Below are 22920 nucleotides of genomic sequence, written 5' to 3'. Positions count from 1 at the left end.
CCCCGTTACTCGCTGCCGCTGATGTCGCCGATGCGGTAGTTGTCGAAGTGCGCGATGGCGTCGCCGCCGCTGCCGCTGTTCTCGCGCAGCGCCATGACCCCGGTGTGGCCCTTCTTGATCCGCTTGCTGCTGGTGTCCTCCGCTTCGAGGGCGAAGGTGCCGTTCACCCAGAGCCGGATCGTGGTGGTCTCGGTCTCGGAGTCGGGGACACAGGAGATCGCGAGCTCGTTCGCCTTCTTGCCCTTCGGGTCGACCTCGTAGCCGGCGACCTCGCCGCCCTCGGTCGTCGCGAGGTCGTCGCCGGCGGTGCCGTCGGAGCGGACGATCTTCGCCTCCGTGCCGTCCTTGCGCACCGTGACCTCGTACTGGTGGTAGACCGTCTCCAGGTCGACCTCTTCGGTGGTGCTGAGGCAGAAGAGGCCGGCGGTCGCGTAGCTGGGCCCGCTCTGGAAGGCCATGTCAGCGCTGACGCTCGCCTTCTCCGGGGTCTTCTCGATCTGGGCGTACGCCTGGACGGCCGGATCGTCCTCGGTGGCGCGGACCGAGAACCCGTCGTCGATGTGCCCGGAGGACGAGTCCTCCTCGAACTCGCCGGGGAAGTCGCCATCGCTCCAGCCGCTCTGCTCGCCCTTGGCGAAGTTCTCGACGTACACCTCGGTGCCCTGCGGGAACGACGGCCCGCCGAACAGGGTGTACCCGCCGAACGCCAGCGCTGCGACGATGACCAGCGCACCCGCCGCGGCGCCGTAGAGCTTGAGCCTGCTGCGGGGGGCACCGGGCTTTCCGTTGCCGGGGCCGCCCGGCGCCGCACCGGGGACGGGGTCGGGCCCGCCGGGACCGCCGTTGCCAGGCCCGCCGGGTCCGCCGGGACCCGCGTGGCCCGGCTGCCCGAACGGCGGCGAGTGGGTCCCCGGCTGGGGGGTGAAGGGGGCGCCCTGCTGCGGGCCCGGCGGCGGGCCGTAGCCGTAGGGCCCCGCGTGCGGCGTGCCGGGCTGCTGCGGCCCGGACGGCGGGCCGTAACCGTACTGCGTGGCGGGCTGCGGGCCGGAATGCGGCGCTGCGTAGCCGCCCTGGGGGCCGTACCCCGGCTGCTGCGGCCCCGAGGGGTGGCCGACCGGGCCGCCGGGCGCGCCGTAGGGGCCCTGGCCGGGACCCGTGGGCGGGCCTTGCGGCGCGGTCGGCGGGAACCCCTGCTGCGGGCCTGAGGGCGGGGTGACCGAGGGCGGTGTGTGCGCGTAGGGGGACTGCCCGACGGGCGGCGGGGCGTCCTGGCCGAAGGAATGGGTCGGCGGCTCGGGGGCGTCCTCGGGCGGCAGCGCGGCGGTCTGCTGCTCGGAGAGGTCGGCGGTCGGCCGGGTCGTGTGCGCGGTCTCGGCGTCGCCGCCGGCCATGGCCGCACCAGCGGCGGCCCCCGCCGCGGCGCCGAGGACGCCCCCGGCGGCAGCGGCGGCGGTGTCGTCGCCGGCGGGGCGCGCGGTGGAGGGCGGCGTCCACGACTTCACCAGGGTGCGGTCGACGACGGACGCGCTGGGGTCCTCCTGGCCGACGAGCTGGTTCAGCAGGCCCTGGGCCGTCGGCCGGTTGACGGGGTCCTTGTCGAGGGCCTGCACGACCAGTTCCGCCAGCCGCGGGTCGAGCCCTTCGAGGTTGGGCGGGGCGGAGCTGATCTGGTGCAGCACGGCGGGCACGGTGGGCGCGGAGAACGGGGCGGTCCCGGTGCCCGCGAAGGCCACCAGGCAGCCCCAGGAGAAGATGTCGGAGGCCGGCGTGATGCCCTGGCCGACGATGAGCTCCGGCGCGAGGTAGGCGGGGGTGCCCATGAGCTGGCTGGAGCGGGTGACGGCGGCGTCGTCGTCCATCGCCCGCGCGATGCCGAAGTCGATGACCTTGGGCCCCACGGCCGACAGCAGGACGTTCGCCGGTTTGAGGTCGCGGTGGATGACCCCGGCCCGGTGGATGGCGGTGAGCGCGGCGGCGACCCCCATGGCGAGGCTTTCGAGGGTGCCGCCGTCCATGGGGCCGTCGGCGTCGATGGCCTCGGCGAGGTTCGGGCCCGGCACGTACTCCGACACGATGAACAGGGGGTCGCCGTCGAGCTGGGCGTCGATGACCCCGGCCGTGGAGAAGCGGGCGACCTTGCGCGCGGCCTCGACCTCGCGGGCGAACCGGCGGCGGAAGTCGGTGTCGTCGCTGATGTCGGGGTGGATCAGCTTGACGGCGACATTGCGGTCGGCGGTGTCCTTCGCGAGGTAGACCGTTCCCATGCCGCCTCGGCCCAGGCGCCCCAGCAGGCGGTAGGCGCCCAGCTCGTGCGGGTCGCCAGTGCGGAGGGGTTTGGCGCGCTCGTGCCCGTTCGACGTCACAGTGTTGAGTCCCTTTATGGATCGCGTCATTCGCGCCTCATAGCGTACCGAGGCGTGGGCCCGCTCTCGCTTGGCCCGGGTTCGGGGGTCAGCCGAAGGGGGATCCGGTACCCGATCCGTGCATTAAGTGAACCATGCGTACGTCGCGGTTGTGGAGGTGCGTACCGCGACCGGCAGGACGATACGGGGGTTGTGCTGCCGATTCGGGTGTCCGGAGTGCTTCCGGCGGCCGTTCGCGCTTCGCTACAATGGGAACACGTGTTCGAATTCCGGCCTGCACTTCCCCGCGGGCCCCCGACTCCGGCGGCACCCGCGCATCGGGGCGCCGCCGGCGAAAGGCGGTAGTGGTGGGGCAGATGTACGGGGCACCTGTCACGGTGCGCGCGCACGAGGGGCGTCCGGAGCGATTCGTCTGGGAGGGCCGCGCCTACACCGTGCACAGGATCTTCGACCAGTGGGCGTCGGTGCGCTCCGACCACGCGCCGGTCCGCGGCGGCACGGTGCCCAAGCGGTGGTTCTGGCGGGTGGAGGCCGGTGCCGAGGGCGACCGCGGGGTGTACGAACTCACCCACGACCTCCCGTCCGGGCAGTGGACCCTGGTCAAGGTCTGACCCCGGCCAGGTCACCGCTTGCGCTGGGCGAGCCGGGCGAGCAGCCGCTCCTCGGAGTCCGGGCCCGCCGAGGTCACCGGCAGCCGCACCATGAACACCGCGCCGAGCAGCCACCACACGCCCACGATCAGCCACTCGGGCCACGACAGCGCCGCGGGCATGCCGGGCAGGTAGAGCGACCCGAGGCCGAGGCTGAGCACGAGGGCCAGCCCGCCGACCACCGCGCCGGCGGGGATGCGGAACGGGCGCTCCATGCCGGGTTCGCGCCTGCGCAGGGCGAGGAACGACATCGCGACCACGGCGTAGGCCACGACGATGTTGATGCCGCCGGCGTTGACCAGCCAGCTCAGCATCTGGTCGCCGAACAGCGGGGCCAGGACCGACAGTCCGCCGAGGAACAGCAGCGCGTTCGAGGGGGTCCGGTACTTGGGGTGGAGCCGGCCGAACCACGCGGGGACCATGCCCGAGACCGCCATCGCGTAGAGGAGCCGGCTCGCCCCGATGAGGAACGCGTTCCAGCTCGTCAGGATCCCGGCGATCCCGCCGATGATCAGCACGTTGCCCATGGCCTGGCTGCCCCACAGGGCCGCCATGCCGTCGGCGGACGCCAGCTGCGCCCCCTTCAGCCCTTCGCGCGACAGCGCCGAGGAGACCGTGAGCATGATCAGGATGTACCAGGCCGTCGCGCAGGCCACCGAGATCACCAGGATCCGGCCCACCTGCCGGTACGGGAGCTTGATCTCCTCGGCCGACTGCGGGATCACGTCGAACCCGACGAACAGGAACGGTGTCGCCACCAGGACCCCCACGAGCCCGCCCACGCCGCCGCTGAACAGCGGGCTCATGTTCGCCGCCGACCCGCCGACGAAGCTGCCGAGGAGCAGGGCCGCGCCCACGGCGACCAGGAACAGCACCGCGACCATCTGGAACACCGACGCCGGCCGGATCCCGATGTAGTTCAGCGCCGTGATGAGGACCGCCGAGACCGACCCGACCGCCGCCCAGGTGGCGTACACGTCGTAGCCGGCGATCGTCCACAGGTACCCGGCCTTCAGGTCGGGCACCAGGTAGAGGACTGTTTCGGGCAGCGCGACCGCCTCGAACGCCACCACCGTGAGGTAGCCGAGGACGATGCCCCACGAGGCGACGAAGCCGCCGTGCGCGCCGAGGCCGCGCAGCGCGTAGTTGTGCTCGCCCCCGGCCTTGGGCATGGCCGACACCAGCTCGGCGTAGGTGAGGCCGACGAGGCACACGATGCCGCCGCCGATGACGAACGCCAAGGCGGCGCCGAGGCTCCCCGCGCCGTTGAGAAACTCGCCGCTGAGGACCACCCAGCCGAACCCGATCATCGCGCCGAACGCGAGCGCGAGCACGTCGCCGCGGCCCAGTACGCGGAGGAAGTTCCCGTTCTGCTCCCCAGCAGGCCCTGCCATGGCGTCTCCCCGTCACTCGACCGCGCGGACCGGTGCCTCCGGGGCCGTGCCGCGCGCCCCGGACGCCCGTGCGCCCGGCGGCGCCTTACCCGGCGCGCCCCCCGGAACACCCGCCCAAGCGTGCATGCGGAGGGCCGCGGAACGGAAGGGCCGCGACGGAATCGATACCGCCGCCGTCACGCCAGGTCCGGCCGCCGCGCGCCGAACCGGGTGGCCTGCTCGAAGGCGTGGCCGACCCGCAGGACCCGGCGGTCGGCGCGGTGCGGGCCGACGATCTGCAAGCCGACGGGCAGGCCGCCGGGGGTGAACCCGCCGGGGACCGACAACGCGGGGCAGCCGGTGATCGAGATCGAGTACGCCGAGCGCATCCAGTCCAGGTAGGTCTCCTGCGGTTGCCCGTCGATGCTGTCCGGGTACTCCAGCGCGGCGTCGAACGGAGCGACCTGGGCGGTGGGCAGCAGCAGGACGTCGAACCGCTCGAAGAAGAGCCGCATCCGGTGGTGCAGTTCGGTGTGCAGGCGCTCGGCGCGGGCGAGGTCGGCGCCGCTGAGGAGGCGGCCCTGCTCGATGTTCCATCGCACGCTCGGCTTGAGGCGGTCGCTCCCGGCGTCGTACAGCTCGCCGTAGGCCGCGGCGAACTGCCAGGCCCGCAGGGTGCGGAACGCGTCGTCGGCCCCGCTGAGGTCGGGGGACGCCTCCTCGACCTCGCACCCCAGCGCGGTGAACACCTCGATGTCTGGCCGGAGGGCGTCGAGGACCGCGCGCTCGGACCTGAACGCGCCGCCCAGGTCGGGGGTCCAGGCGACGCGCAGCCCGCGCAGGCCGCCTTCGGCGTCGAGCGGTTCGGCGAACACCGCGCCGGGGTCGCCGAGCGCGATGGGACTGCGCGGGTCGGGGCCGGCGATGACGGACATCAGCAGAGCGGCGTCGGCCGTGTCGCGCGCCATGGGGCCCTGCACGGACAGGGTCGAGAACCCGAGCGCGGCGGGGTGGGCCGGTACCCGGCCGGGCGACGGGCGCAGCCCCACCACGTTGCAGAACGACGCGGGGTTGCGCAGTGAGCCGCCCATGTCCGAACCGTCGGCGATCGGGTGCAGCCCGGCGGCCAGCGCCGCCGCCGCGCCTCCGCTGCTGCCCCCCGCGGAACGGGTGGTGTCGTAGGGGTTGAGCGTGGTCCCGAACACCGGGTTGAACGTGTGCGAACCGGCGGCGAACTCCGGGACGTTCGTCTTGCCGATGGTGATGGCGCCCGCGCCGCGCATCCGCTCGACGATCAGCTCGTCGCGCTCGGGCACGTTCTCGGCGAAGATCGGCGAGCCGAACGTGGTGCGCACCTGGGCGGTCTCGTGCACGTCCTTGTGGGCGACGGGCAGCCCGTGCAGCGGGGGTGTGGGGGCGCCGGACGCCTGGCGCTCGTCCGCCGCGGCGGCCTCGGCCATGGCCCGCTCGGCGCACAGGGTGACGACGGCGTTGACGCGGGGGTTCACCGCCGCGATGCGGTCGAGGTGGGCCTGGACGGTCTCCCGCGCCGAGAGCTCGCCGGTGCGCATGAGCCGGGCGAGTTCGCGGGCGGGTCGGGTGGTGATCTCGTCGTGCATCGTCGGCGGCGCTCCTCGGCGGTCGTCGTCCTCGTCGCCACCAGCCTGACCGATACCGGCGCGGAGCGGCAGCGCGGGGCGCCGCCGAGCCGCCCGGGGCGCGAGCGCGCGAGCGCGGTCACCCGTCGGCGCGCGGCGGCCCGTACGCGGCGGGCCGCGCGAGATCCGCGGCGATGACGCTGTACACCGCGAGGTCGGTGCGGCCCGCGTGCAGCGGCATCGCGTTGCGTTCGGTGCCCTCGTAACTGAAGCCGGTCTTCTCGGCGACCCGGCGCGACGCGGTGTTCCCGACGGCGGCCTTGAGTTCGACACGTTCGAACCGCAGCTCCTCGATGGCCCAGCGCACGAGCGCGTAGACGGCCTCCGGGGCGAATCCGTTGCCGTGCCACCGGGGGTCCACCCAGTAGCCCACCTCGGTGGTTCCGGTGCGCCAGTCGGTGCGGGTCAGGCCGAACGACCCGGCGAACGCGCCGGTGTCCGTGCGGATGGCGCACCATTGCTGGCCGTCGCCGCTCACGCGCAGGTACGGGGCGCGGGACAGGCACCACTCCACGGCGTCAGCGCGGGTGTAGGCCTCGCCCGGCGAGGGGAGCGGGATCCACGCCTGGACCGAGGGGTGCGACGCGCCCCGGTGCACGTCGTCGATGTCGTTCTCGGTAAAGGCGCGCAGGGTGAGGCGGTCGGTCTGGAGGACGACCGCGGGGAGCAGGGGTGCCGTCGGGGTGTGCGTCATTCGGTGTGCTTTCACTGGTCCCGCTCCCCGCTGCCGGGGGCGAGTGCTGTCGGACCAGCAAGAATTCCATTGCCGACCACCGAAGGTCCACTCGGGGGTGGCGGGTTCTGCGGCGCGCATCCGGTGCGGCCGGCCGTGCGCCGAGGGCACCTCCGGGCCCGTGCGGCGCCCGGGCCGCCGGGGGACCGGAAGCCGCCGACCGGGCGTTTTGCTGCCAACGTGGCGGTCGGCCTCCCGAATCCCGCGAACTCTGGCAAAGTTGCCCCGTGACTCGCGCCTGGGGACGCTGGGGATCCTGGGGCCGGGTGGGACCGGCCGCCCGGGACGGCAGTGCGTCCGGGGCGCCGGCATCCGCGACATCGGCATGGACGCACCCGGGGGGAACTGGCGGCGTCCGTGCCCGCAGCGACCAAGGGGGAGAAGTGCCTGCATCGATCGAGAACGCGGTGGACTCCGCATGGTGGGGACCGCAGCCCGCCGCATTGCGCATCCAGGGAGGTTTGCCATGAGCCGCGACGACCAACGCAGCGGCCGGAACCGGCGGAACGGCGGCGACAACGGCCGGTGGGCCGCCGTCGAGGGCGGTGTCGGCACGTGGGCGCAGGGCGACGGCCTCCTTGACGACCTCCCCGAGGCCGGCAGGGGGACCGGAGCGCTGAAGCAGCCCGCCGCCGAGCCGGGCCGCGCGGCGGCGGGGGCCGACTCCGCGCGGCGCGGCACGCAGCCGAGGCCCAACCCGTTCCAGGCGGGCGGCCCGCACGGCAGGCAGCGGGCGCGGCGGGCGCCCGAGCCCGCGGCGCAGGAGCCCGCCGCAGAGGCACCGGAGTCCGCCGCCACCGGAGCGCAACCGCCCGCGGCCGCCGCCGAACCCGCGGCCCCCGCCGAGGAGCAGCGTCCGGAGCCCCGCGCGCCGGGGATCGACGCGCCGCGAGCGCCGTTCGGCACGCCCAACGTCATCCCGTTCCGCTCCACGTCGCTCGACCGGTTCGCCGCGCACGCCGCGCCGGCTCCCGCCGCGCCGCCCGCCGACCCGCCCACGGCGGCCGCGGTGAGCGCCACCGCTCCGGCCCCCGACGAGACCGCGGCCCCGCCCGCCGCAAAGGACGCGGCGGCGCCACTGGACGCCGCGCCCCCGGTCCCGGAGGAGGCCCCCGCGCCGCCCCAGGCGCCCGCACCCCCGGCGCCACCCGCTGCCGCCGCGGCCCCGGTGCCACCCGCTGCCGCCGCACCGCCGGAGGCGGCCGAACCCGCGGCACCCCAGGCACCCCAGACCCCGGCCTTCCAGACCCCGGCCCCCCTAACGCACGAGGAACCGCGCGACCACGCCTACTCCGCGGCCGAACGCGAGGCCGTCTACCGCGCCATCCGCGAACGGCGCGACGTCCGGGTCGGGTTCCGCCCCGACCCGGTGGCCGACCCCGTCCTCACCCGCGTACTGGAGGCGGCGCACCAGGCGCCGTCGGCAGGCTCGGCCCAGCCGTGGGACTTCGTGATCATCCACGACCCCGAGGTGCGCGCCCAGGTGCACCGCTTCGTGCAGGAGCAGCGCGACGCCCATGCGCGGGCGCTGCCCGGCGCGCGCGCCCGCGCCTTCTCCGGCCTGAAGGCGGAGGCGGTGCTCGACGCCCCGGTGAACATCGTGGTGACCGTCGATCCCACGCGCGGCGGCGGGCACGCCCTCGGCAGGCAGGCCGATCCGCGGTCGGCCGGCCATTCGGCGGCACTCGCCGTGGAGAACCTGTGGCTGGCCGCTCGGGCCGAGGGCCTCGGGGTCGGCTGGGTGAACTGCTACGCCGAACGCGACCTCGCCCGCGAGCTCGACCTGCCCCCGCACCTCGAGGTGGTCGCCTACCTGTGCGTCGGGTACGTGGACGACTTCCCGACCGAACCCGAGCTCGCGCTCGGCGGCTGGGCGCAGCAGCGCCCACTGTCCTGGGCGGTGCACCGCGACCACTACGGGCGCCGCGGCCTGCCCGGCGAGGAGCCCACGAGCCTGCTCGACGAGACCATCGCCGCCATCCGCCCGCAGTCCCAACGGGCGATGGAGGAGGTACGCGGGCACCAGCGGCGGTTCAACGACGGGACCGCCTCCCTCGGGGCGCTGGAAGAGGTCCAGGTCCGGCTCGCCGGGCTGGCCGGCGAGGCCGTTCCGCCGGTCCCCGAGCCCGCCGCCGTCGCGGTGTTCTCCGGCGACCACGGCGTCCACGCGCAGGGCGCGTCGGCGTGGCCGCAGGACACCACGCAGCGGCTGGTGCGCAACCTCCTGAGCGGGGGCGCCGTCGCCAACGCCTTCGCCGACCAGGTGGGCGCCGAGGTCACCGTCGTCGACGTCGGACTCGTCGGAGACCTCCCCGACACCCCCGGCCTTCTGCCCCGGAAGATCGCACGGGGGACCGCCGACGGTTCGGCGGGTGCGGCCATGAGCGGGGTCCAGGTCGGTTACGCCGTCGAGGCGGGCATCGAGGTCGCGCGCGACCTCGTCGCCGCGGGGAACCGCTGCCTGGTCACCGGCGACATCGGGATCGCCAACACCATCGGCTCGGCGGCCCTGGTCGCCGCGTTCACCGGCAGCGACCCGGCCGAGGTCACCGAGGGCGAACCGGGGGCCGACCGCGCGGCGCGTGAGCACGCGGTCGGGCTGGTCCGCCGCAGCCTGGACGCGAACGGGATCGCGTCGGGCACCGCGGCCGGCGACCCGCTGCGCGCGCTGGCCGCGCTGGGCGGGCTGGAGCACGCCGCGCTCGCCGGGTTCGTCCTCGGCGCCGCGGCGCTGCGGGTGCCCGTCGTCCTGGACGACGCCGGAGCGGGCGCCGCGGCGCTCGTCGCGGCGGCCCTGGCCCCCGATGCCGTCCACGCCTGCGTCGCCGGGTTCCGCTCGACCCAGCCGGGGCACTCCGAGGTCATCGAGCACCTCGGTCTGCGGCCCCTCATGGACATGGAGCTGCGGTTCGGCCAGGGTTCCGGCGCGTTGCTGGCGCTGCCGCTGCTCCAGGGCGCCGTGCGGGCACTGCACGAGGCGACCCCGCCTGCCTCCTCCGGCGAGGCCGGCTGACCGGCGCCGTTGCCGCTGCGGGGCGGCGCGCACCCCGGTGCGCGCCGCCCCGCCGTGTCCCCGGTGCGGCGGGCACCCGCGCGGCCGGTTCCCGGCGCGGCGGCCCCGGGCGCCGCATCCGCCCCGCGGGCGGGCACCCGTTTCGGCAGGGTAGTTTTTGGGCATTGACGGATACCGCCCCGCCGCTCGGTCCCGGCGGGGCCCCGGTCGGCGCACCGGGCTCCCGGAGGGTCCCACCGCGCCGCGGCTCCGGAACCGCCTCGCGTGGCGAACGCTGCGGGCTGCACCGCGGGAGCGGGGCGGGTGGACACCGACACGAGTTGGAGGACGGCCCCGGTGACCTATCTTCTGGGACTGCGCCTCGAAGGGCGCGGCGTGCTCGTCGTGGGCGGCGGCCGGGTCGCGCAGCGGCGCGTTCCCGCGCTCATGGCCGACGGCGCCCGCGTCACCGTGGTCTCGCCCGAGGCGACGGCGACCCTCGAAGGGCTCGCCGACACCGGCCGGCTCACCTGGGTCCGGCGCGGCTTCGAGGCCGGCGACATCGGCACCGACACCTGGCTGGTGCACGCCGCGACCGACGACCCCGCGGTCAACGCCGCCGTCGCAGCCGAGGCCGAGGCGGCCCGCGTGTGGTGCGTGCGCGCCGACGACCGCCACGCCTCCGCCGCCTGGACCCCTGCCAAGGGCGCCGCGGGCGGGATCGAGGTCGGCGTCGTCGCGGGGGGCGACCCGCGGCGCGCGGCCGGGCTCCGCGACGCCATCACCGAGGCGATTACCGACGGCACGCTCGACGCCCGCCGGGGCCGCGACCGGCTGCGCGGGGTCGCGCTGGTCGGCGGCGGGCCGGGCGACCCCGGGCTCATCACGGTCCGCGGCAGGCAGCTCCTCGCGCAGGCCGACGTCGTCGTGGTCGACCGGCTGGCCCCCACCCCGCTGCTCGACGGGCTCCCCGGCGACACCGAGGTCGTCGACGCCGCCAAGATCCCCTACGGCCGCGCGATGACCCAGGAGGACATCAACCGGGTCCTCGTGGAGCGCGCCGCCGAGGGCAAATTCGTGGTCCGGCTCAAGGGCGGCGACTCGTTCCTCTTCGGGCGCGGCGCCGAGGAGGCGGCCGCGTGCGCGCGCGCCGGCGTTCCGGTTACCGTGGTACCCGGCGTCACGAGTGCGTTGGCGGCGCCGGCGAGTGCGGGGATCCCGGTCACCCAGCGCGGGGTCGCCCAGGACCTCCACATCGTGTCCGCGCACGTCGCCCCCGACGACGACCGCTCCACCGTCGACTGGGCGGCACTGGCCCGATCGCACGGCACGATCGTGGTGCTGATGGGCGTCGAACGCCTCGGCGCGATCGCCGCGGCGCTGATCCGCGACGGCCGTGCGGCGGACACCCCCGCCGCAGTCGTCCAGGAGGCCACGCTCCCCGCGCAGCGGACCGTCGTCGCGACACTGGCGACGATCGCCGCCGCGGCAGAGGACGCAGGGGCGCGCCCGCCGGCCGTGGTCGTCATCGGCGATGTGGTCGATGTGGCCCGAGAGCTTGACATACTGCACATGGGGCAGCACATCGCAGATCGGGGGGCTCGGTTCGGTGACGATCCCGGCGCACCCGCCGCGACCGGGAGTGATGGGCCTTCTGGAGGGAATCGGGTTCTGTGACCGCGAAGACCGATGAGAAGGGCGGAACCGCCATGACCCGGCCGCCTGCTGTGCCGGAAGCGACAGGGCCGGGCGACACCGGAGACCACGCCGGCGGGCGTGCGCGCGACCCCGAGTCGGCAGGTCCCGCCGACCTGCTCGCGGCCCCGTCGGGGCGGCACGAACGGGAGTCCCCGCCGCCGGCACCCGAGACCCGCAGCGGTCCCAAGCACCGCGGCCCGGTGGCAAGCGACCAGCAGCTCGAAGCCGTCCTCAACGGCCTGCGCACCCGCATCCGCGGCATCGAGTTCGCCGAGGGGATGCCCGGCGCCGAAGAGGGCGCCACCGCCCGTGCCGATGTCCTCGACCAGCTCGACCACTACGTTCTACCGCGCGTGCGCAGCGCCGACACCCCGCTGCTCATCGCCGTCGCCGGATCCACGGGCGCGGGCAAGTCCACGCTGGTCAACAGCTTGGTGGGGGAGCAGGTCACCACCACCGGCGTCCGCCGCCCCACGACCAACAGCCCGGTCCTCGCCTGCAACCCCAAGGATGTCGGCTGGTTCAGCGAGGCGTCGTTCCTGCCGTCGCTGCCGCGGGTGCGCCAAGAGGGCCTGGCCATGCCCGGCAAGGACGGCATGCTCGTCCTCGCCGCGAGCGAGTGCATGCCCGAAGGCGTCGCACTGCTCGACACCCCCGATGTCGACTCCGCCGTCGCCGCGCACCACGAGTTCGCGGCGAAGTTCCTCGACGCCGCCGACCTCTGGATCTTCGTCACCACCAGTCGCCGCTACGCCGACGCGCGGGTCTGGGAGTTCCTCCAGGTCGCGCGCGACCGCGACACCTCACTGGCCGTGGTGATGTCGCGGGTGCCGCGCATCGGCCGCGAGCAGCTCGTTTCGCACTTCGGCGCGATGCTGGAGGCCAACGGGCTGGGCCACGCCACCCGTTTCACGATCCCCGAGACCGACCAGATCGGCGGCGGGCGGTTCACCGCCAACACCGCCGACCAGATCCGCGGCCATCTCGCAGAGGTCGCCGGCGACCTCGCCCAGCGCGACACCGTTTCGCGGCGCACCTTCCTCGGCGTCCTCGACAGCTTCCGCACCCGGGTACCCGAACTCGCGAAGCAGGTCGAGACCCAGGTCGAGGCGCACCGGGTGCTGAGGTCCGGCGTCGATTCCGCGTTCTCCTCGGCGCTCGCCGAGCTGGACGAGTCCACCCGCAACGGGTCCCTGCTGCGCGGCAACGTCCTGGCGCGCTGGCAGGACGTCGCTGCGAGCGGCGCACTGGCGCGCTCGCTGCGGCTGCGCGCGCAGAAGCGCAGGGCCACCCGCGAGGACTCCACAGCCGAGCGCGTCCAGGCGCTCGAACAGGCCATCCACGACGCCATCGAGGCGCTTGTGGTCTCGGGGGCCGAGCGCGCGGCGGAGGACGTCGCGGAGCAGTGGTCGACGGTCGCCGGCGGCGACGGCCTCGCCGACCGCAACGGCCTCCGGCACCGGTCCGACGACCTGCCCGAGCGCACCCGTGCGGCGCTGCGCGGCTGGCAGGGCCGCGTCGTGGAGATGATCGCCGCCGACGGCGTCGCCAAGCGCTCCGTCGCCCGGTTCGTCATCTACGACAAAGAGGCGTTCGCGCTCGTCCTGATCATCGGGTTGCTCGGTTTCGGCACGTCGGAGTTCTCGGTGTCGCAGGGGACCAGCGCGCCGCCGCAGCGATTGCTGAAAGGGCTGTTCGGGTCGGAGTCGCTGCGTAACATCGGAGCCATGGCGCGCCAGGACCTGCGGACCTGCGTCACCACGCTCATGGACGAGGAGAAGCGGCGCTTCACCGACGCGCTGGCCGCCGCGGGGCTGCCCGACGAGGACGATGCGGTCCAGCTCTACCAGGCCACGTACAACCTTGAGATTGCGCGATGACGACTCACCGGAACTCCGCCGACTCCCACGAGGAGACCGAGGCGACGCCGCACAACGGCGCCGCCGCCGGGGCGCGGGCCGCCTCGGGCGGCCGCCGGGCGGCCGAGCGCGCGGACTCCGGCGACCGCGGCGCCACCGTGTCGTTCCCCGAGCTGCGCCGTGCGGTCGACGAGCCCGATCCCGACACGGCCGATCCCGACGCCCACCTGTGGGCGCGGCGCAACGGGTGGGCCGACGAGAACGGTCCGGTCGAGGCCGCGGCAGAGGCGGCAGAGGACGACCCCGGCCGCGGCGGCGACGCGCTGCCCGCCCTTGGCGAACCCGGGTACGAGGGCTGGCGCCGCCCCGCCGCGCCCGCCGGCGGCGACGCCGCGCGGGCGACCGCAGCGGGCTGGCTCCCGGTGGGCGGCGAGCACGCCCCCGAACCCGCGGACGAGAGCGCGGCGGCGCCCCGCTCCGCCGCGGCGGCGGGGGAGCGCGCGCACGACGACACAGCCGACGACGGCCCCGCGAGCCCTGCGAGCCCCGGGGCCGACCCGGAGTCCGACCCCCTGCCGCGCCGCCCCGCGCCGGGCACGGGGCGCCACGCCGCCGCGCCGCGGCGCCGGGTCGCACCGGGCACCCGCCGGGGCGATCCCGACGACCCTGAGGGCCTGGCCGGCTGGGTGGGCAGCCTGGTCGAAGCGGTCGACGAGGCCACCGCCATCGCCGGCCGCCGTACCGGGCCCGTCCCGCAGGTCGCCCCGCCCGAGGCGGCGGAGCAACCCGATCAGCAGGGCCCGGCGGCGGCCGCCGACCCCGGGGCGGCCGAGCCGGTCACCGACCCCGCCGACCTCGCCGACTGGGACACCACGGGGTTCGCCCCCACCGACGATGACGACTACCGGCCCACCACCCACGACGACTGGGAGGCCGCACCGGCGGTCACCCGCGCGGAGCTCATCGCGCGGCTCGACGCGCTGGCCCGCGTGGTCGAGATCGGCGGGCCCGACTTCGCGCCCGAGCTGGTGGTGCGGGCGCGTCGCGTCCTCGACCACGCCGGCGCGCGGCTGCGGCTGTCCAGCGAGCACACCGTTGTGGCCCTCGCCGGTGGCACGGGCAGCGGTAAGTCGTCCCTGTTCAACGCGCTGTGCGGCTTGGAGCTCTCCCGGGTCGGCGTCACCCGGCCCACCACGGGGTCGGCGCACGCCTGCATGTGGGGCGACAACGGCGCCCAGGGGCTGCTCGACTGGCTCGGGGTGCCGCCCCGCTCCCGCCATTCGCGGGTGAGCGAGCTCGACAGCGACGACTCCGAACTCGGCGGGCTGATCCTGCTCGACCTGCCCGACCACGACTCCGTTCGGTCGAACCACACGGTCGAGGCCGACCGCCTCATCGGCTCCGTCGACCTCCTGGTGTGGGTGCTCGACCCGCAGAAGTACGCCGACGCCGCCGTCCACCACCGCTACCTCGCCGAGATGGCGGGCCACGGCGCGGTGATGGTCGCCGTGCTGAACCAGGTCGACCGGGTCGACCCCGACGAGCTCGAGGAGCTGCTCACCGACCTGCGGCGGCTCCTGGAGAGCGAATCGGGTGTGCACCCGCGCATCCTGACCGCGTCGGCGGTCACCGACCACGGAATCGGCGACCTGCGCAGGCTCCTGCGCGACACCGTCAGCGATCGCCGCGCGGCGATCGACCGGATCGTGGCCGACCTCGACCAGGTCACCGGCGACTACGCCGAGTACGGCAAGGCCGGGGCGGCGCCGAGCGCGGTGCCCGACCCGGTGCGCACCGCGCTCGGCGCCGGGCTGGCCGACGCCGCCGGTGTCGCCGCCGTCGCCGACGCCACCGAGACCGCGTTCGAGCACCGCGGGGCCACGCTGGTGGGCTGGCCCGTGGCGCGCCTGGCCGACCGCCTGCGCGGCGACCCGCTGCGCGCCGTCCAGCTGGACTTCCTCCGCGACGACATGCGGGGCGGGGCTGAGGGGCCGGTCGGCGTCCAGGAGCCCGAGGTCGAATCCGCTGTGGGCACCGCGGCCGAGGACGTCGGCGCTGGGCTGGCCGACCCGTGGCCGCGCCGCCTGCGCGCAGCGGCGCGCAGCAACGCGGCCGACCTGCCGGCGGAGCTGGGCCGCGCGGTCGCCGGCGCCGTCCCGCCCGCCGATTCCACGCCGTCGTGGTGGCAGGCCGTCCGCGCCGTGCAGTTCGCGCTCGTGGCGCTCGCCGGGCTGAGCGCGGTGTGGTTCGCCACGGTGCTGGTGAGCGTCCTGGGCGGCGGGCTGACCGGTGTGCCGCCGCTCGACCGCCCCGCCTTCATCGGGTACGCCGCGGCGGTGGTCGCCGCGGCGCTGCTGGTGGGCTGGCTCATCGGGGTGGGGTGCCGCAACCTGGTGACGGTCGCTGCGGCGCGGCGGCGCGAAGAGGTCGAGAACGAGGCCGGGCGGCGGGTCAGGTCGATCGCCGCCGAGTGGGTGGTGGCGCCGATCGACGAGGAGCTGCGGAACCACCGCGACTTCTGCGGGTCGTTGAGCGCCGCTCGGGGAGCGTCCGAACCGGGCTGATCCCGCCCCGGCGGCGCGGTGCGGCGGCCCCTCCACGGCAGCAGACCGGGCGGGGATCTCCCCGCCCGGCCCATGGTTGGCGACATCTGCTCAGATCCACTGAACGCCAGAGACCATGGCCCCTCCCACCTGTCAGTCCCTATCCGGATCCTTGAAGTGTCAGTCGGCCGACGGCGGGTCGGCCCCCTATGGGTGATCCGCTGTGCGCGGCGGTACGACAGTGCGCGCCCGACTCCCTCCGCCTGGCGGCGCCTGCGGGAGCCCGCCATCGACCCCCTGCGACCGATCCCGGTGGAGTCCGGTCCGGTCGTGGCCAAATCTAGCGGTTTTAATCCGAGTGTGCACAGTGGGAGACTAGAGTATTACTTAATGTAATCTCGATGCGGAGACTCCCATTGGGCCCACACAGCCGCGCAGCACCGCGTACCGGTGCGGGTAGCGAAGGGATGGCCCCGTGACCCGGCGATCCGCTCCCGATCGTCGTCGGCATTGGGGCGAACGGGTGAACGCGTGGCCCGTGTTCGGCCAGCCGCGCTCCCTGCTCCTGTTCGCCGCGGTCCTGCTCACCAGCGATCTCGCACTCCTGTGCACCGGGCTGTGGACCACCGAGTTGCGGCTCGACGACGCCGTGGTGTTCGCGGCCCTGGTGGGCTGCGCGGCCGTGTGCGTCGAGGCGATGCGCCGCCTGGGAATGCCCCGCGGGATCCCCCGCGACCTCCTCGGCGCCTGGTGGATCCCCACCGTGCTGCTGCTGCCGCCGATCTACGCGCTGCTCATCCCCATCCCGGTCTTCACACTGCTGCAATACCGCATCCGCCGGACCATCGTGTTCCGCCGCGTGTGCAACGCCGGGGTGGTGGCGCTCTCGGGCTGCGTCTCCTCGTCCCTGTACCACGCCACCCTGTCGGGCCCGTGGCTGCGCGGCGGCAGCGCGGGGCACGAGGCCGAGCAGGCACTGGTCCAGACCCCGGGGATCTTCGTCGCCGCGGGGGCCGGCGTCCTGTTCACCGTCGTCACCACCTTCGTCCTCGCCATAGCGGTGCGGTTGAGCAGCCCGGAGATCCCGTGGCGGCGGATGCTCTGGGACCGCGAGACCGCGCTCCTCGACGGCGTCGAGGTGTGCGTTGGGCTCATGGCGGCCGTGCTCTGCGGCCTGTCCGTGGTCCTGCTCGCCGTCGTGCTGCCGCCGGTGCTGCTGCTCCAGCGGAGCCTGATGTACCAGCAGCTCCAGACCGCCGCGCGCACCGACCCCAAGACGGGGCTGCTGAACGCCGTCACCTGGGAGCGCGAGGCCGCCGAAGGCCTCTCCCTCGGCGTGCAGGCCAACCGGCCGGCCGCCGTCCTCATCATCGACATCGACCACTTCAAACGCGTCAACGACACCCACGGCCACCTGTTCGGCGACCAGGTGCTGCTCGGCGTCGCCGGGACACTCACCCACCAGTTGCGCCAGACCGACCTGGTCGGCCGGTTCGGCGGCGAGGAGTTCGTGGTGCTGCTGCCGGGCGCCGACCTCGCCGAGGCGTGCCGGATCGCGGAGCGACTGCGGTCGCGCGTGGGACGCATGGCGCTGCCCGTCGGCGACACCACCGCGACCATCACGGTCTCCATCGGCATCGCCATGCTGGGGTCGCACGGCGACGACCTGATCGAGCTGCTGGCGGCGGCCGACCTCGCCCTCTACCGGGCCAAGGACTCCGGCCGCAACCGCGTCTGCCTGCCGGTGCCCTCCGCCGACGCGGCGCGCGTCCCGGAGCAGCCGCGCGGCACGCTGCCCGCCGACGGCGGCCCGGCCGGTGGCGTCGCGGCCGACAACGCCTCCGACCCCGCTACGGACCTCTGACCGGGGCCTGGGCAGGGCCTGGGCAGGGTTTGAGCAGGGCCTGGGCAGGGGCGCGCCGGTTCTCCACAGCCCGCGGATTCCTGTTGCCCGCCGCAGCCGCGCTGACGCACGGTGATCACATGGTCAACCCCGAGTACTCCGCAGCCCCCGGCCACCCCACCCTCTCCCTCGGTTCGCCGACCGACCTCATCGCCGTCGTCCCCTACCTGCTGCCCGGCCCGCCCGACCACTCCATGGCCCTGCTCGGGCTGAGCGGCGCCGCCCGGCGGGTGCGCTTCGCGGTACGCCACCCGCTCGACGGCGGGCCCGCGCCCGGCACGGCGCCTCCCGCTGATGTCGCGGCCGGGTTCGCGCGGACCCTGCGCGAGCACGGCTGCGACCGCGCCCTCGCGGTGGGCTACGGCCCGCCGGGCGCGGTCACCCCGCTGGTCGACGCCCTGGTCGCCGGCCTCTCGAAGGCGCCGGTCGAGCTGTGCGAGGCCCTGCGGGTCGAGAACGGCCGCTACTGGTCCTACCTGTGCCCCTACCCGAGCTGCTGCCCGGCCGACGGCGTCGTGTTCGACACCGCGTCCTCGCTCATCCCGGCGACCGCCGTCGCCGCCGGGCTCGTCCCGCGCGGGTCCCACGCCCGCGCAACCCAGGTCCGCCTCGACCCCGTCACCGGCGCGCTCCGCGAGCGCATGGCCGGGGCCACCCACCGGGCCGAGGCCCGGTGCGCGCGCATGTGGGGCGGGCCGCGCGCCGAGGACGGGTCCGGCTTCGGCCCGGAACTGCGCGCCGAGGGCGTCCGGCTGGTCCGCCAGGTCGTGGCCGCGCTGCCCGCGAGCGGCCCGCCCGAGGACCCCGACCTCCTCGCCTGGCTCGGCGTGGTGCTGGTCGCCACGCGCGTCCGCGACGAGGCATGGGCGCACATCAGCGCCGAGCACGCCGAGGCGCACATCGCCCTGTGGAGCCACGTCCTGCGCCGCGTGCGCCCGGCCTACGCCGCTGCGCCGGCCGCGCTGCTCGCGTTCGCGGCGTGGCAGCAGGGCGACACCGCCCTGGCGGCCGCGGCGGCGCTGCGGGCCGAGCGCGCCCACCGCGGCTACTCCATGGCGGCGCTCATCCGCCGCGCGCTGCACCTTGGCGTCCGGCCCGACACCTGGCGGCACTTCAGCCCCGAGTGGCTCGAAGAGATCTCCCCGGTGCGCGGCCCCGGCGGCCGGGCAGGGCCAGAGGCGACGTCCGGGGCACCGCCGCCAACGGCCTAGGCTGGGGAGCATGCCGGAGTACATCTACACCATGCGAAGCGTGCGCAAGGCGCACGGCGACAAGGTCGTTCTCGACGACGTGTCCGGGTCCTTCCTGCCCGGAGCCAAGATCGGCGTCGTCGGACCCAACGGCGCCGGCAAGTCCACGCTGCTCAAACTCATGGCAGGCGTGGAGCAGCCGTCCAATGGCGAGGCCCGCCTGATGCCCGGCTTCACCGTCGGCCTGCTGGCACAGGAACCGCGGCTCGACCCCGACAAGACCGTGCTGCAAAACGTCGAGGACGGCGTGGCCGAGACCAAGCGGCTGCTCGACCGGTTCAACGAGATCGCCGAGAAGATGGCGACCGACTACTCCGACGCCCTCCTCGAAGAGATGGGCAAGCTCCAGGAGCAGCTCGACCACCGCAACGCCTGGGACCTCGACAGCCAGCTCGCGCAGGCCATGGACGCCCTGCGGTGCCCGCCGCCCGACTCCGATGTCGACCGGCTCTCCGGCGGCGAGAAGCGCCGCGTGGCGCTGTGCAAACTGCTGCTGGAGCAGCCCGACCTCCTGCTGCTCGACGAGCCCACCAACCACCTCGACGCCGAGAGCGTGCAGTGGTTGGAGTCCCACCTGGAGAACTACCCGGGCACGATCATCGCGATCACACACGACCGGTACTTCCTCGAGAACGTCGCCACGTGGATCCTCGAACTCGACCGCGGCCGCCTCTACCCCTACGAGGGCAACTACACGACCTACCTGGAGACCAAGGCCACCCGCCTCAAGGTCGAAGGGCAGAAGGACGTCAAGAAGCAGAAGCGGCTGGCCGACGAACTGGAGTGGGTGCGCTCCAACGCCAAGGCGCGCCAGACCAAGAGCAAGGCCCGGTTGCAGCGCTACGAGGAGATGGCGGCCGAGGCCGCCAACACCCGCAAGCTCGACTTCGAGGAGATCCAGATCCCCCCGGGGCCGCGGCTGGGCACCACCGTTGTCGAGGTCAAGGGCCTCACCAAGGGCTTCGACGACCGCGTCCTCATCGAGGACCTCTCGTTCTCGCTGCCGCCAAACGGCATCGTCGGCGTCATCGGCCCCAACGGCGTCGGCAAGACCACCCTGTTCAAGATGATCATGGGTGAGGAGCAGCCCGACTCCGGCACGATCCGCGTCGGCGACACCGTCCGGACCTCCTACGTCGACCAGTACCGCGCCCGCATCGCCGACGACAAGAACGTCTGGGAGGCCGTCTCCGACGGAGAGAGCTTCATCCGCGTCGGCAACGTCGAGATCCCCAGCCGCGCCTACGTCGCGGCCTTCGGCTTCAAGGGTTCCGACCAGCAGAAGTCGGCGGGGGTGCTGTCGGGCGGCGAGCGCAACCGGGTCAACCTCGCGCTCACCCTCAAGCAGGGCGGCAACCTGCTGCTCCTCGACGAACCGACCAACGACCTCGACGTCGACACCCTCGGCTCGCTGGAGAACGCGCTGCTCGACTTCCCGGGCTGCGCCGTCATCACCTCCCACGACCGCTGGTTCCTCGACCGCGTCGCGACCCACATCCTGGCGTGGGAGGGCGGCTCCGACTGGTACTGGTTCGAGGGCAACTTCGAGTCCTACGAGAAGAACAAGATCGAGCGCCTGGGCGCCGAGGCGGCGCGCCCGCACGCGGTGACCCACCGCAAGCTCACCCGCGACTGACACCGGCCGTCCGTGCCCCGGCCGTCGGCCGGGGCACGCGCCGGTGCCGGGTGCGGCCCGGCCCGCTCGTGCGGCCACCGCATAAAGTGGAGACCGATGATGAGTACCCCGCGCGAAGACCATCAGCCCATGACCGTCTACGAGGCTGTCGGCGGCGAGGACACCTTCGTCCGCCTCGTCGCCCGCTTCTACGAGGGCGTCGCCCACGACCCCGTGCTGCGCCCCCTCTACCCCGAGGAGGACCTCGGTCCCGCCGAGGAGCGGTTCCGGCTGTTCCTGATCCAGTACTGGGGCGGCCCCCGCACCTACAGCGACCAGCGCGGGCACCCCCGGCTGCGCATGCGCCACGCCCCGTTCCGGGTGGGCGCGCGCGAACGCGACCACTGGCTCGCGCACATGCGCGCCGCGATGGACGACGTCGCCCTGCCCGCCGAGTTCGACCGCCAGATCTGGGAGTACATGGTCTACGCGGCGCACAGCATGGTCAATGTCGCCGAGGACGCCGGGCCGCCGGCGCGGCCTGCGACATCCGCGGCGCCCGCTGCACCCGCGGCGCAGTCGTCCGGCGACTCCGGCGACTCCGGCGAGGGCGACGAACCCATCCGCATCTCGCTCAAGTAGCGCCACGGCGCGGCGGCACCAGGGCCACGGCCGCCGCGCAGAACAGCGCCGACACCGCGAAGACCGCCGGGTACCCCTGCCAGGTCAGCACCGCCCCCATGAGCACGGGGGCGAACAGCGAACTCACGGCCTGCAAGGAGTTCTGCGCCGCCATGGCACGACCGGCCCACGCCATCCCCGCCGTCTCGGCCGCCGCGGTGAACGTCAGCCCGTTGTGGCTGAGCGACAGCACCAGGCACGCCAGCAGCAGGACGACCGCGAGCGGCGGCAGCACCAGGGTCGCGGCGGCGAGCAGCAGCAGGCTCGTCCCCGACACCGCGGCGATGATCCGCACGGGCCCCAAACGGTCGCCCCGCCGGTCCGACCACACCCCGGCGAGCAGCCGCGCCAGCGCGCCGGGCAGCTGGCCGAGCGCGATGACCGCCCCCGCCAGCGGGGCCGACCACCCGTGCGCGTCGACCAGGTACACCAGCGCGTAGGTCAGCATCGCGACCTGCGGGACCCCCAGCAGCATGCTCACGCCGTGGATCCGCCAGATGGCCCCGTGCCGGTAGGGCGACCCGGCCGCACGCGGCGCGGCGCCGCCGCCCGCGCGCTCCGGTGCGGTGGCGAACAGCGCCACCAGCGGGGCCACCGCCAGGGCCAGGGCCGCGGGCAGTAGCATCGCGCCCGCGAAGCCCCATTGCTGGCCTGCGGTGGGCAGGACGGCGGCGGCGAGCGCCATGCCGAGCGGTTGCCCGGTCTGCCGCACACCCATGGCCAGCCCGCGCTCGCGCGCGTGGAACAGGCCGAGCACCAGCCGTCCGCTGGCCGCGTTGACCGGCCCCGCGACCGCGCCGACCAGGACCAGGACGGCTCCGGCGCCCACTGCGCCGCCGACCACGCCCAGCAGCGCCAGCGAGCAGGCCGTGAGCACCAGGCTGACGACCATCGTGAACCGCTCGCCGTAGCGGTCGATGACCAGGCCCCAGCCGAGGAGTGTGCACAGCAGCCCCAGGTTCGGCAGCCCGCTGAGGGTCCCGGCCTGTGCGGTGCTCAGCGCATAGCCCGAGCGCAGTTCCGCCAGCAGGAACGGCACGCCGAACAGCGAGGCCAGGCTCGCGATCTGCGCCACCATGGCGAGCCCGAGGATGAACCACCGATTGCGCACGATCACCGGGCCAGGCTAGTCAACACTGTTTACCGGCCCCGCGGCGGGGGATCCGGGCCCGCTCCTGCGCTTGTTCTCGTTCCTGTTCCTGGTCCCTCTCGTGATCCCGTTCCCGGTTGCGCTCCCGTTCCTGTTTGCGCTCCCGCTCCCGCCGCGGAGTCCGTCTCCTCCCGGTTCTCTCGCTGACCTGATGAAACGGGTTCCTCCGCCGCGGTGGGCTGTCGGTTTCTTGGGGGCGGTCCGTCTGCGGGGCGGCCTTGTCGCCGGGCCGCGTTCGGGTGGTCTGCGGTCAGAAGCAGCGCCAACGGCGCCGGGCGGGCAGGGTGGGCGGTGACCCGCACGGTCTCCGGGTGGAGAAGGCGGAGTTTCTTCTTGGTCCGCAGGTCTGCTGGGCGGCCTTGTCGCCGGGCGGCATGCAGGTGGTCTGGGGTCAGAAGCAGCAACAACGGCGGGCGGGCTCCGGGCCTCGGCGGTATCGATCCAGGTGCGCG

The 22920-nt window shown here is 74.5% G+C and carries 14 protein-coding genes; 9 read left to right on the top strand and 5 right to left on the bottom strand.

What is annotated here, in order from left to right; all coding sequences use genetic code 11:
• Positions 1–5: 5 nt before the first annotated feature.
• Complete coding sequence (locus tag CLV63_RS01595; RefSeq protein WP_245928516.1) at positions 6–2393, bottom strand: protein kinase domain-containing protein; 2388 nt, start codon at positions 2391–2393, stop codon at positions 6–8.
• A 326-nt stretch (positions 2394–2719) separates the two neighbouring features.
• Between CLV63_RS01595 and CLV63_RS01590 the strand changes: the two genes are divergently transcribed.
• The gene (locus CLV63_RS01590) at positions 2720–2974 is read left to right on the top strand and encodes a DUF6504 family protein (RefSeq protein WP_106581016.1); all 255 of its coding nucleotides are present in this window, start codon (positions 2720–2722) and stop codon (positions 2972–2974) included.
• A gap of 11 nt (positions 2975–2985) precedes the next feature.
• Here the strand turns inward: CLV63_RS01590 and CLV63_RS01585 are convergent, their stop codons facing one another.
• From CLV63_RS01585 to CLV63_RS01575, 3 genes are all read right to left on the bottom strand, one after another.
• On the bottom strand, positions 2986–4407 hold the full coding sequence (locus tag CLV63_RS01585; protein WP_106581015.1) for an APC family permease: 1422 nt from the start codon (positions 4405–4407) through the stop codon (positions 2986–2988).
• Between the two features lie 176 nt (positions 4408–4583).
• Entirely contained in the window at positions 4584–6005 is a 1422-nt protein-coding gene (locus CLV63_RS01580; protein ID WP_106581014.1) for an amidase, read from the bottom strand.
• Positions 6006–6123: 118 nt separating this feature from the next.
• Complete coding sequence (locus tag CLV63_RS01575) at positions 6124–6738, bottom strand: GNAT family N-acetyltransferase (protein ID WP_106581013.1); 615 nt, start codon at positions 6736–6738, stop codon at positions 6124–6126.
• Between the two features lie 505 nt (positions 6739–7243).
• On the opposite strand from CLV63_RS01575, the gene bluB reads away from it, so the two are divergent.
• From bluB to CLV63_RS01535, 8 genes are all read left to right on the top strand, one after another.
• The gene (bluB, locus tag CLV63_RS01570; protein WP_106581012.1) at positions 7244–9790 is read left to right on the top strand and encodes a 5,6-dimethylbenzimidazole synthase; all 2547 of its coding nucleotides are present in this window, start codon (positions 7244–7246) and stop codon (positions 9788–9790) included.
• A gap of 336 nt (positions 9791–10126) precedes the next feature.
• Entirely contained in the window at positions 10127–11446 is a 1320-nt protein-coding gene (gene cobA / locus CLV63_RS01565; protein ID WP_106581011.1) for a uroporphyrinogen-III C-methyltransferase, read from the top strand.
• Positions 11447–11478: 32 nt separating this feature from the next.
• Positions 11479–13347 (top strand): GTPase, encoded by a 1869-nt coding sequence (locus CLV63_RS01560; RefSeq protein WP_106581253.1) that lies wholly within the window; start codon positions 11479–11481, stop codon positions 13345–13347.
• Positions 13344–15890, top strand: coding sequence for a GTPase (locus CLV63_RS01555; RefSeq protein ID WP_106581010.1), 2547 nt, complete (start codon positions 13344–13346; stop codon positions 15888–15890). Before CLV63_RS01560 ends, CLV63_RS01555 begins: the two co-directional genes overlap by 4 nt.
• A 454-nt stretch (positions 15891–16344) precedes the next feature.
• On the top strand, positions 16345–17733 hold the full coding sequence (locus CLV63_RS01550; RefSeq protein WP_211301089.1) for a sensor domain-containing diguanylate cyclase: 1389 nt from the start codon (positions 16345–16347) through the stop codon (positions 17731–17733).
• Positions 17734–17852: 119 nt separating this feature from the next.
• A complete protein-coding gene (locus tag CLV63_RS01545) occupies positions 17853–18983 on the top strand; it encodes a DUF4192 domain-containing protein (protein WP_106581009.1) in 1131 nt (376 codons plus the stop codon).
• A gap of 10 nt (positions 18984–18993) precedes the next feature.
• Entirely contained in the window at positions 18994–20658 is a 1665-nt protein-coding gene (gene ettA, locus CLV63_RS01540; protein ID WP_106581008.1) for an energy-dependent translational throttle protein EttA, read from the top strand.
• Positions 20659–20787: 129 nt separating this feature from the next.
• Positions 20788–21279 carry a globin gene (locus tag CLV63_RS01535; protein ID WP_106581007.1) on the top strand — a complete coding sequence of 164 codons (492 nt, stop codon included), beginning with the start codon at positions 20788–20790 and terminating at the stop codon, positions 21277–21279.
• Here the strand turns inward: CLV63_RS01535 and CLV63_RS01530 are convergent.
• Positions 21272–22435: an MFS transporter gene (locus tag CLV63_RS01530; protein ID WP_211301088.1), complete on the bottom strand. Its 1164-nt coding sequence runs from the start codon at positions 22433–22435 to the stop codon at positions 21272–21274. The two genes, CLV63_RS01535 and CLV63_RS01530, sit on opposite strands and share 8 nt — an antisense overlap.
• Positions 22436–22920 lie beyond the last annotated feature (485 nt).

The sequence above is a fragment of the Murinocardiopsis flavida genome, from assembly GCF_003014485.1.
Taxonomy (GTDB): Bacteria; Actinomycetota; Actinomycetes; order Streptosporangiales; family Streptosporangiaceae; genus Murinocardiopsis; species Murinocardiopsis flavida.
Note: the sequence above shows the minus strand (reverse complement) of the source record. Positions and strands in the feature narration are given on the sequence as shown.